This is a genomic window from Pseudomonadota bacterium (assembly GCA_027624955.1).
Taxonomy (GTDB): Bacteria; Pseudomonadota; Alphaproteobacteria; order UBA828; family UBA828; genus PTKB01.
The window spans coordinates 1-11782 of the sequence record JAQBTG010000021.1; the positions used below are offsets into that span (position 1 = coordinate 1).

Consider the following 11782-nt stretch of genomic DNA (forward strand, 5'->3'; position numbering starts at 1 on the left):
TGTCCTACAAATTCAAGGTGTTGTTCTCACAATGTATGACAAGCGAAACAATTTGTCCGAGCAGGTCGCCGAGGACGTACGAAATCACTTGGGTTCCAAGGTGTATGACACCGTTATACCGAGAAATGTGCGTATTTCAGAAGCGCCGTCTTTCGGAAAACCTGTATTACTATATGACATTCACTGCGCCGGTGCGCAGGCCTACGCGCATCTTGCCAGCGAGATGTTGAAACGCGAAGGGATCAGAGTGTCATGAACGCAGAATCATCGAATCAGGCACCACAACGCCTACGCGGTTTGGGCTCAGGTTTGGCCACGTTGCTTGGAGATAGTGGCGGTGGCGATCGCTTAGCTGCTGAAACGACACCCAGTTCGGCCCGTGTGCTACCGATCGCCAGCCTTCGGGCCGGCAGATTGCAACCGCGTAAAGAATTTGCCGATTCTGAGATAGCTACCCTAGCGGACTCAATTCGCCAACAAGGCATCCTCCAACCTATATTGGTACGCCCAGCAAAGGGTTCAGACGGCGATTATGAAATTATCGCTGGTGAACGTCGGTGGCGCGCCGCACAGCGCGCGGGTCTTCATGAAGTACCTGTTATCATTCACTTCATTGGCGACCAGGACGCGCTGGAAATCGCTCTGATTGAAAATATACATCGCGAAAATCTAAATATTATCGAAGAGGCCGAAGCCTATCAGCGGCTAATTTCTGACTTTGGCAATACTCAGGAGGAAGTCGCCCGGGCCCTCGGCCGCAGTCGCAGCCACATCGCCAACACAGTTCGTCTGCTAACGCTTCCGTCCCAAGTTAGGGATCTCACCATTGCCGGAAAATTGAGCGCAGGTCACGCCAGAGTCTTGGTGGGTTCGCCTGATGCAGTCGAAATTGCTGAAAGAATCGTCGACGAAAACCTTAATGTCCGGCAAACAGAAAATATGATGCGCGCCGCGACCACCCAATCTAAGCCATCGCGCAATCCTGATTCCAAGAAAAGCGCTGATCTCAAAGACCTGGAACAAATATTGTCCAATCGTCTCGGATTAAAGGTGATCATTACCGAGAAAAAACGCGGAGGTAGCCTGAGCGTCCAATATAAAACATTGGAACAATTAGACGAATTCCTAAAGCGCCTAGATTAGCCGCGCGCCCTGCCAGCCCGCCCCGCCGCGCCGATTCGCACCAGGGCCCTCGCGCAAATTTCATGAGCCGGCATGCCGGTTGTTTTGCAGTCGATTTCCGCTTCGCACAATATACCCATCGCCTGGGCAATGCGCGGCAAAGACCAATGCGTTGCCTGAAGGTGAAAGGCAGGCCGGTGCTTAAAAAATATTGGCGGGCGAAGAGACGAGATTAATTTTTCGAGGGACCCGCCAGCTGCTGACAGACCGACAACATAGTGCAGCTGTAGAAATCTCCGGGCGACGGAGCGCAGCGCACTAATAGGTTGAACACCCTGCTCGACGGCAAGTTCCAAAAAACGGTCCACATTTGCCAATTCACCGTTCGCCACGGCATCAGCCAATTGATCGAGAGACCACACGCCGGCGTCCCCGGCACCATCCATGACGATCTGCAACGTAATCCGCGTCGCGCCCGTATCCGTAGATGGGTCATCGTTTAACGCAAAGAGAATCAATTTCCCCAGTTCATTCCGCACCTGCATGCGGTCGTTGCCTAGCCTTTCCAGTAGCCAAAAAAGGGCATCCGGCTCGATATTGGCATTTTTCGATGACAGGAATTCGGCAACATAATCTCTGAGGCTGTTCTGGTCGTCTTCATAACAGGCAACGGCACCGAGATCCGCGTCCCGCTCAAACAACTTCCGCAATGAAGATCCGGGCCCCAAATTGGCGGCTTCGACAACAAGCAGAGTATCCCCGCATTCAGTCTCAAGCGCTGCCGAGATCATTCCCGTGTGGCTATCTCCGGCATCCTTGAGCCACACCGCCCGTCGCCCGCCGCCAAATGGAAGCGCACCTAATTCATCAGCCAAACGGGCTGGATCGCCGACAATATCACGGGCCTGCAATTCACACAGACGAAAGGCGTCGGCCAAATCTTCCACAGCGAACTTGATTGCGCCCCTGGCACTCTCTCGCACCAATCCGGCATTTGGACCATAAATCAGCAGAGCCTTCACATTGGCGGGAGGCTGAGCGCAAATTTTTTGGCCTCGTGAGCCCTTGAACGCCACCATGATTATTCCGCTTTTGGCTTTCGGTATTAGGATTCTTTGCGATTAAAATAAACCACCAACAAATCGAATATTTCTTTACCGATTTCCTGTGCGGCGCGCTCCGCCGCGTTGTCCTCAGCCGAGATCGTTGCAAATTCAGAACCGACTACATTGTAACTGCCAACCGAAACAGAATTTCCCTCAAACACTGTGGCCCCGCTCGACAAATCGACCAAGGCGAACGATGCTCTCATCCGCAAATTTTGGCGCGTAGCCGTATTGTCCGACTGTATCAACAGGGCTTGCGTTGAGCTTTCAAGATCGATCGACAACCGAAACTGCGGCACATCGGCAACACTTTTTGGCGATAGTTTTTCGTTTAACCGGTTGCGCAATAGCAGGCCGCTATGCCCGCTTATCTTGGCAACTTCAACTAGAGGCAGATACTGGCGAACAGAATTTGATTTATCCTGGCTATAAATTGGTGTGAAACCACATCCCGTAACCAACATGCTGGCAAGAATAGCCATCGTCACAAATCCGAACGACGCGCTTCGATGAAGGCTAAACCACGACATTGACGATCTTGCCTTTTACGACAACCACCTTACGAACCGCCATTCCCGCAATGGCACGTTGGACCCCTTCGTCGGCCAACGCCGCGGTTTCCGCGCTCGCATTGTCATGATCAATAGGCAGTTCAATGGTTGCCCGTTTTTTCCCATTTACCTGCACGGCCAGCGTCACGCTGTCCTGACTCAGGTATCTTTGCTCGGCTTGCGGCCATTCCAGTTGAAATAATGATTTATCTTTTTTCAAATAGCCCCACAGCTCAGCACATATATGTGGGGTCATCGGCATCAATAGCCGGAGGACAATTTCCAGCCCAGTACGATAGACTAGCGCGCCGGCCTCTGAACTCCGGTCCATTTCCCCGAGCTCATTTGTCAATTGGCGAACCCGCGCCACAGCTCGATTGAAATGAAATTTTTCCAAATCGTTCGTGACGCCGGCGATGGTTTGGTGAATGGTTCGCTGGGTGGCAAAAAGGTTTACATCCCCCGGTGGGATTATCGCATCGGTGCCGTCCTTATCTGAAGCGGTGGCGGCTTGGTCAAGCTGGGTTACCATCCGCCACACGCTGCCAAGATAACGCCAGGCACCCTTAATCCCGGTATCGCTCCATTCGAGATCACGTTCGGGTGGGCTGTCTGAAAGCATGAAGAGCCGCGCCGTATCGGCACCATAGGAATCGATGATTTCTTCCGGATCGACGACATTACGTTTTGACTTGCTCATCGATACAGAACGGCCGACCGTAACCGGCGCGCTATCGCTAACGCGCACCAATCCGCCCTTGTCGTCGGATGTCACTTCTTCCGGATAGAGCCAACCACCTGCCGCGTCCTGGTAGGTTTCGTGACACACCATGCCCTGGGTAAACAGTCCGGCGAACGGCTCGTCGATCGACACATAGCCACAGCGTTTCATCGCCCGCACAAAGAAGCGGGAATAGAGCAAATGGAGGACGGCATGTTCGACGCCGCCGATATATTGATCCACCGGTAGCCAATGATCGACATCCGCTGCCGTCACCGGCTCGTCGGCCCGCGGTGAACAGAAACGCGCGAAGTACCAGGAGGAATCGACGAAGGTATCCATGGTATCGCTGTCGCGCCGCGCCGGTGCGCCACAGGACGGACAAGGCACTTCTCGCCAGCCCGTGTGATTGTCCAACGGATTGCCCGGCGTGTCGAAGGTGACATCATCCGGTAAGCGCACCGGCAATTCTTCGCGTGGCACCGCCACCACGCCGCAGGCAGCACAATGCACGACCGGAATCGGACAGCCCCAATAGCGCTGTCGAGAAATTCCCCAATCGCGCAATCTATAATTGATTGTCGCCTCGCCGATGTTGGATGCGGCTAACCGTTCGATGACTTTCTCAAGTGCACTCGGGACATCGAGACCGTTGAGAAATCCCGAATTAATCAGTACGCCGTCATCGGTATAGGCCTCCGCACCGATCTCAAACGACTCGGCATCCTGGTCTGGCGGGCACACCACGGGGATTACTGGCAGTTCGTATTTGCGCGCGAATTCGAGGTCGCGTTGATCATGCGCCGGGCAGCCGAAAATCGCCCCAGTGCCATAGTCCATGAGGACAAAATTCGCCACATAGACCGGCAATTCGCGCCCTTCTACAAACGGATGGCGCGCGCGCAACCCTGTGTCCACGCCAATTTTTTCTGCTTTTTCAATGACCTCTTCACCTGTACCGACACGATTGCAGTGCTCGGCGAAGGCCGCAATTGTGGGATTCTCGCGCGCCAGCTCAGCGCTCAGCGGATGATTGGGCGACAGCGCGCAAAACGATGCTCCGAATAACGTATCCGGGCGGGTGGTATAGACCTCAAGCGGTTTCGCCGCCTCCTCGCCGCCCGTGCCGCCGAGCAGCTCAAAATTGACCCGGGCGCCGGTCGAGCGGCCGATCCAATTGCTCTGCATGACGCGCACTTTGTCAGGCCAACGTTCCAAACCATCGAGCGCTTGCAGCAGCTCGTCGCCATATTCTGTGATGCGGAAAAACCATTGCGATAGTAGGCGCTTTTCCACCACCGCGCCGGATCGCCAGCCTCGCCCTTCGATCACCTGCTCATTAGCAAGCACTGTATTGTCGACCGGATCCCAATTGACCCAGGATTCCTTACGGTAAGCTAGGCCGGCCTCGAGAAAATCCAGGAACATGCGCTGTTGATGGACGTAATAGCCGGGATGGCAGGTTGCGATTTCGCGTTCCCAATCGATCGACAGGCCCATCGATTTGAGTTGGCGGCGCATGGTGGCGATGTTGGCGTAGGTCCACTCGCCGGGATGGATACCACGCTCCATGGCGGCATTTTCCGCCGGCAGACCAAACGCATCCCAGCCCATCGGATGCAATACATTGAAGCCGCGCGCCCGTTTGTAGCGCGCTACCACATCCCCCATGGTGTAGTTACGCACATGGCCCATATGGATTTTCCCCGACGGATAGGGAAACATTTCCAAAACATAATATTTCGGCTGCTGGGAATCGGGATCGGGCCGAAAAGCACCGTCAGTTTCCCAACTTGCTTGCCATTTGGCCTCTATTTCCTTGGCGTTGTATCGCTCGCTCATGATGTCCGGTATGACGTCAATTTACTGTAGGTTGACGAAGAGAATATTTTGACGCCGTGGCGCCGCGCGGGCGTCGGTCTCGCGCGCCGTGCGCCTGCGGCTGGTGGCGTTCGGCTACTCGCCGATGCCGCCAGTGCGCAACTGGCGGGCACGCTCCAGAATCTTATTTTCGAGGCTGGTAACTGTCGACGGGTTGATCGAACTGTCTATCCAGTCACCTTTGTCGCTTTGTTGCTGCCGGAATACCGCGACGCGTAAGCCATCCGCCCGCAGCGCGCGGTCCAAAATAAATATTGTCATCTTGAAACGCTCGCTCGGCGAATCCGGCGGCGCGTACCAATCAGTAATGATCACACCCCCGAAGGGATCGGCCGAAGATAGCGGCATGAAGGAGATGGTATCGAGCGACGCACGCCACAAATGGCTGTTGACGCCGATTCCAGCGCCGCCTCCGCCCGCTTCCTCTTCTCCAGCGTTGCCAAAAAAGTTAATACCGCCCTCGCCGAAAACGCTGGTGCCGGCGTTAGGGCCGCGCGATGTCTTCGGGTTAGTGACCAGAACCTGGTCGGGATCGAAATATCCGCACGCGCCGAGTGCCGAAATCAGACCAGTTAGGATTACCGGGGCGATGAATATTGCTATGTTCAGTCTCATTGCGTCACTCGGTGCGGTTGCCCAAATTGTTGAGTATGCCCGCCAAATAAAGCGTGCCGTGCCACTGTTTTACCGGTTGAATGCGACGCAGTATAACGGTGTACGCCTATCATATCACAAACTGGTTCAATTCGGCAAAATCATGGCGGACGCTGCGCCGCAGTGAAACAAATAATCGTCTCTGACACACTCGTGCGGCATTTTTGCAACGTGTTGCGAAAATGAAGAATGGGCACGTCCAATTTTGCTTGATCTTTGATTCAATAGGGATAGGTTCAGTTTCGGTCGACCCAAGTAGGGCGGCTGGACGAGCCTTTAGTCGGCAAGATGGTCACAAGAAAAATAGGAGTGATAAGCTCCGGAAGCTGGTGACTTTCATGTGCAGGCAGGCGACTTAATAGCGATCACATCCAGGCGGTCTGGCCCTGCCAGCGACGAACTGGGAAACCATAATCTCTCCAGAGGAGGATTGAACACATGAAAAAAACACTTTTATTGGGGACGACCGCACTCATCGCCGCTGGCGTTGTGTCGAGCGGTGTAGTCCAGGCAGCTGAAGATCCGATCTCAGTTGGCGTTGGCGGTTATGTCCGCAGCGCCATGGGTTTTATCGACCAGAATAGCGCCGATGGCCAGTTTGCTAATGCTGCCAATAGCATGACCATCGCTAACGATATCGAAATCACCATTTCGGGTTCGACGACGCTTGATAACGGCATCACTGCTGGCGTCAGCTTCAACATCGAAGGTAACGCCGATGCCACCGCCGGTAGTGAGTCTCTCGACGAACGTCATGCTTTCTTCCAAGGCAGCTTCGGCCAGATTAAATTTGGTCAGATCGAAAGCGCGCGCCAGGAAATGACGAATTTCGCGCCGAGCGGCAACTATAACTTCGGCGTCAACACGCCGTTCTTCATCTTTGGCAACCCGGGTAACAACGGCACCACCGGTATCTTCAACGTCCGTACCTATGACGATGGCCTGGGCATCGAAGATAACTTGAAGCTGGTTTATTTCTCACCAACCTTCAATGGCTTCCGCATCGGCGCGAGCTATTCACCGGGCGACAGCAACGGCGATCAATATGGCGGTAATGCCGGTAACGCTCTTGGCGGGCTCCAGAACAACGCTGCGGTTGCTGCTGAGTTCAGCAACAATTTCGGCGACTTCAATATCCGTTTAATGGCCGGCTACGAGGCCTACACACTTGAGACTTGCAACGTCAATGCAGCAGGTGTGACTACCGTAGCTTCGAGAGTTACACAAACCCCGGCTCTTACCACTACTATCGCCAACGCATCGGATCAGAATTGCGAAAATAATCCCGGGTCGACGCAGTTCGGCGGCAAAATTAGCTTCGGCGAATGGTCCATCGGTGGCGGTTGGCTTGAGTCCGATCAGGTTTCTAATAATGCGGCCGGCCGCGGCATGGAGCGCACGGACTATGATATCGGCGTGTCTTGGTGGTCCGGACCGTTTGGTGTGGGCCTTATGTATGGCAGTGCAGAAGTCGAGGTGGCTGCTGATAACACGACCGACGATTTCACGATTTACGAGCTCAATGGCACCTATGTGTTGGGCCCGGGGATTGATGTCGGCGCAACCATCCGCAGAGGCGACTTTGATGATGGAACTGCAGTGGGTGGGTTGGACAACGAATTCACCGAATTCGCGATAAGTGCGGCTATGACATTCTAAGCAGTCATTTTATCTCGAAATTTTGGGGACGGCCCTTGGGCCGTCCCCTTTTTTTGCCTATCGCAAACCGGCTATTTCGGCTTCCATGCGTCATGCTGGTGGCAGGAGAATATTCTCCGCATTAGATTTCGACGCAGGCATTGCGGTGGTGTGAGGCGGATGTGACACGGCGCGCGAATAGGGCTGGAGGCGGCACCCAGGATGCAAACGCCTTATGGGTGCGCGCTTCCGAGCTGGCCCGCGCCGGGCAAATCCGCGAGGCCGAAAAACTTCTCGTCAAATTAGCGAAAATTGCGCCCAACAATGGCGATATATTAGACTTTCACGGCACCCTGAAAGTACAAGCTGGCAAGCATGCGCAGGCTGTTCCCCTGATCAAAAGGGCGCTTCGTCTCGACGATGGCAATTCCACCACGCATGGCAGCCTGTGGTCGCGTACGAAGGTTTGTCGAAACCGGACAAAGCAAAAACCCACTATCTTCGGGCGCTCAAACTTGATCCGAACCAGGCGCGCATACATCTAAATCTGGGCGCCCTGTTGTGGCAAGAAGGCGATCGTGGCGCCGCCGTAAAACACTATGAACAAGCTCTCACCGCGCTATGTCTATCTGGGTCAGGCGATGCTTTTTCTCGGCCGCCTCGATGAAGCGCTCAGCTGCGGCGAAGTCGCCGTGCGGCTCCATCCGTCTTCCGCCAAGGGGCATATAAATTTGGGCCGCGCCCTGCAAGCGGGCGGCCGCATCGAAGAAGCGATATCCCGTTTCCGTCAGGCCATTACACTAAATGAGCGCCTTGCCGAAGCTTATGAGAACTACGCCTATGCGCGTCGCGTTGCCGAGGGAGACAAGTTTGCCGACGCCTTGTCTGCCGCGCTTGGCGCGCAAGGTTGGACAGACGGCGAGCATGCCCGCTTCCGTCGCTTAGCCGGGGTCGAGCAGTTATACTCGCACCGAGTCGTTTTCTGGCGATAGGCACAAACAATGAGCAACATCATCTGGCTTGCCTCCTACCCCAAATCGGGCAATATCTGGCTGCAAGCCTTTCTGTACAATTTGATTTCCGACGCCCATCAGACACCGAGTGCGGAAATAATTCGCAACTTTTGCACGCCGGAGGCGGCCGCCCTGCATTTCATGAAGTTGGATTCCCGCCCCCTCAGCGCTTGGTCGCGGAATGAAACGGCTGAACGCCGAGCCGCGGCACATCAGACCATTGCCGAGCTTCGGTCCGACAATGTTTTCGCCAGCACCCAGGCGGCTTTGGCGTCGCGCGGCGGCTCTGCCACCATTACTATGGAGCATACGACAGCGGCGATATATCTGGTCCGCAATCCGCTCGATTTGGCGCTGTCCCTGGCGGCGGCGGATGAGTGCAGCATCGATGACGCGATCCTCCGGCTCGAGACCGAATATGAATCCGAGAACAGCGATCAATTCGCCTACGAATTCCACGGCAGTTGGTCGACCCATGTCTTGAGTTGGACCCAGCAGCGCCATGCCGGGCTTCACCTCCTGCGCTATGAAGACATGCTGTCGGTACCGGAAAAATCTTTTGGGCCCGTGGCCACATTCTTCGGTTTCGATGCTTCGCCGGCGCGGATCGACCGAGCGATACGGTATTCCACGTTTGACAATCTAGCGGTGGAACAGGAAAAATCCACTTATGCGCGTAGCACCGAAGCTTCAACAAAATTACTTCGGGTTGGCAAATCGGATCAGTGGCGGGGCGTATTGAGCGCCGATCAGGTGCGCCGCGTCGTCGAGCGCCATGCTGAGCAAATGGAGCGTTTTGGCTATATCCCGGATGCCTATTGACGCGCTGAGACCGGAGATCGGATGAACAGAAAAGAGCGCCGAAGTCGCCAAGCACAGACCCGCGCCGCGCCGCCGGGCAGCATGGATCCCGAATTGCAGGAGATCATGCAGCAGGCGACGGGGCTTCATCGCGACGGACGCATCGACCAGGCGATGGCGGCTTATGAGGCTGTCCTCACGCGTCAGCCGCGCCATGCCGATGCGCTCCAGTTCTTGGGCGTCGCCAAGATGCAAAGCGGCCACGCCGATGAAGCCATCGGCTTGTTAAAGCAGGCGGTCGGCAGCGATCCCAAAAACAGCCGGGCGCACTACAATCTCGGCTTGGCGTTCCGCACCAATGGCAAGGAGCAAGATGCGCTTGTGTCCTTTCGCCGCGCCATCGCGGTAGAGCCACGAAATTTTGAGGCGCATAACGCGATTGCCGGCATTCTGCTGGTCGCGCCCGATCAGCTCGACACGGCTGAGGCGCATATCCGCCGGGCCTTGGAGAACAATCCAAAATATCTCCCAGCACTGAACAATCGGGCGCTTCTCCTGAAGGCGTGTGGCCGGCTGGAAGACGCGGTGAGCGAGGCGCGTGCGGCGGTCGCATTGGCGCCACGAAATGTTCCGGCGCTGGTCACGCTGGGCGCGTTATTGTTGGAAATGGGCGAAACGGAGGAAGCCGAACAAATTCTTCGCGACGCCGTGGCGCTCGCTCCCGAGGACGCTAGCGCGCATACCAATTTAGGCGCTGCGCTCATTAATAGGGGCGCACAGGAAGCGGCCGAGGCGGAATTCGAACGCGCGCTGGAACTTGACCCGGACAACAGCGAAAGCCTGAATGATCTTGCGTTGATCCGTAAAAATCAGGATCGGCAAGACGAAGCCGTAGTCCTCCTGCGCCGCGCGTTGTCGGTTAAACCCGACGACGCCGCCCTGCATGTGAATCTTGGTGCCATTCTGTGGCGGAAGGGAGCGCATAATTCCGCCATCACTCATTACGAACGAGCTATCGCATTGGACGCTAATTTTGCCGAAGCTTATGTTTATTTGAGTCAGGCAGCGCATTTCCTCGGACATATTGATGATGCGATGCGTTGCGGCGAGGCCGCCGTACGGCTCGATCCATCTTCCGCCAAAGGGCATCAGAGTTTGGGCAGCGCACTGCAGGTTTGCGGCCGTATCGAGGAGGCGATTTCCCATTTCCGCAAGGCGATCACCCTGAATGGGCGCCTTACCGGGGCTTATGTAAACTATGCTCATGCGCGTCGCGTGGCCGAGGGGGATGCGTTTTCTGACACCCTGCTTGTCGCCCTCGCCGAGCGGGATTGGAACGATAATGAGCGCGCCGACCTGCATTATGCCGCCGGTAAGGTGGAGAGCGACCGCGGCAGTCACAAAGCGGCCTTTACCCATTGGGCGCAAGGCGCCAGCTTGCGGCGCAAGGCCATTGAATATGCCATAGCGGACAGCCGCAAGATTTTCGATAGTTACCAGGCGATCTTCGATTCGCAGCTTCTCGAACGCCGTTTGCGCAATCCCGTTGAAGGGCCGACACCTATTTTTATTGTCGGCATGCCGCGCTCCGGCACGACCTTGGCTGAGCAAATTCTGGCCAGCCATCCACAAGTCGCCGGCTTGGGAGAACTGCCTCATCTCAGCATTATCGCGAACGCCTTTTTCGAATGGTCAAAGACCGACGGCGGACATCCATTCGCCTTGGCCGGGTTTGATGAAACCAATTTGGCGAGCGCCGCAAAGCTCTATATTGACAAGCTCGATCGAAAAAAAAGCGAGCCCTACATCAGCGACAAAATGCCGGGCAACTTCCAATATTTGGGCCTCATTTACTTGCTGTTTCCCAATGCCCGTATCGTTCACTGCCGCCGCAGCGCTTTGGATACTTGCCTCTCCTGCTTCATCACCAATTTCGTCCACGGCCAGGGGTGGAGTTTTGATCTAAGAGAAATTGGCGAATATTACGGTCTCTATCTCGATTTAATGGCGCATTGGCGGCGCGTGTTACCGCTGCCTATTTACGACATCCAATATGAATCCGTTGTCGCCGATTTACCTGGACAAGCGCGCCGCCTGCTGGATTTTTGCGGACTTGATTGGCATCCCGATTGTCTTGAATTTCACCGATCCAAGCGACCCGTGTTTACGGCCAGCAACACCCAAGTGCGCCAACCCATATATGCAAGCTCGGTGGGGCGCTGGCGGCAATACGAGGAGCAGCTCCAGCCGCTGATCAACAGTTTGCCGCCCGATTCCATTCTTTAGCCGGCACCG

Annotated in this window: 10 protein-coding genes; 6 read left to right on the forward strand and 4 right to left on the reverse strand. The window is 55.5% G+C overall.

Annotation, left to right across the window (positions count from 1 at the left end):
- Together O3A94_09725 and O3A94_09730 are read left to right on the forward strand one after the other, a co-directional pair.
- A partial coding sequence (locus O3A94_09725; GenBank protein MDA1356532.1) for a ParA family protein occupies positions 1 to 256 on the forward strand: 256 nt, incomplete at its 5' end.
- Positions 257 to 309: 53 nt separating this feature from the next.
- On the forward strand, positions 310 to 1143 hold the full coding sequence (locus tag O3A94_09730) for a ParB/RepB/Spo0J family partition protein (GenBank protein MDA1356533.1): 834 nt from the start codon (positions 310 to 312) through the stop codon (positions 1141 to 1143).
- On the opposite strand, the gene holA is transcribed toward O3A94_09730, so the two are convergent.
- From holA to O3A94_09750, 4 genes are all read right to left on the reverse strand, one after another.
- Complete coding sequence (gene holA, locus O3A94_09735) at positions 1140 to 2201, reverse strand: DNA polymerase III subunit delta (protein ID MDA1356534.1); 1062 nt, start codon at positions 2199 to 2201, stop codon at positions 1140 to 1142. The two genes, O3A94_09730 and holA, sit on opposite strands and share 4 nt — an antisense overlap.
- A 26-nt stretch (positions 2202 to 2227) precedes the next feature.
- Positions 2228 to 2710 (reverse strand): LPS assembly lipoprotein LptE, encoded by a 483-nt coding sequence (gene lptE, locus O3A94_09740; GenBank protein ID MDA1356535.1) that lies wholly within the window; start codon positions 2708 to 2710, stop codon positions 2228 to 2230.
- A gap of 34 nt (positions 2711 to 2744) precedes the next feature.
- On the reverse strand, positions 2745 to 5345 hold the full coding sequence (gene leuS, locus O3A94_09745) for a leucine--tRNA ligase (protein ID MDA1356536.1): 2601 nt from the start codon (positions 5343 to 5345) through the stop codon (positions 2745 to 2747).
- Between the two features lie 111 nt (positions 5346 to 5456).
- Entirely contained in the window at positions 5457 to 5996 is a 540-nt protein-coding gene (locus O3A94_09750; GenBank protein MDA1356537.1) for a DUF3576 domain-containing protein, read from the reverse strand.
- A gap of 477 nt (positions 5997 to 6473) precedes the next feature.
- On the opposite strand from O3A94_09750, the gene O3A94_09755 reads away from it, so the two are divergent.
- From O3A94_09755 to O3A94_09770, 4 genes are all read left to right on the forward strand, one after another.
- Positions 6474 to 7694 (forward strand): porin, encoded by a 1221-nt coding sequence (locus O3A94_09755; protein MDA1356538.1) that lies wholly within the window; start codon positions 6474 to 6476, stop codon positions 7692 to 7694.
- Positions 7695 to 8272: 578 nt separating this feature from the next.
- Positions 8273 to 8665: a hypothetical protein gene (locus tag O3A94_09760; GenBank protein MDA1356539.1), complete on the forward strand. Its 393-nt coding sequence runs from the start codon at positions 8273 to 8275 to the stop codon at positions 8663 to 8665.
- A gap of 9 nt (positions 8666 to 8674) precedes the next feature.
- Positions 8675 to 9508 carry a sulfotransferase domain-containing protein gene (locus O3A94_09765; GenBank protein ID MDA1356540.1) on the forward strand — a complete coding sequence of 278 codons (834 nt, stop codon included), beginning with the start codon at positions 8675 to 8677 and terminating at the stop codon, positions 9506 to 9508.
- 21 nt (positions 9509 to 9529) lie between these two features.
- Complete coding sequence (locus tag O3A94_09770) at positions 9530 to 11773, forward strand: tetratricopeptide repeat protein (protein ID MDA1356541.1); 2244 nt, start codon at positions 9530 to 9532, stop codon at positions 11771 to 11773.
- Positions 11774 to 11782: the final 9 nt, after the last annotated feature.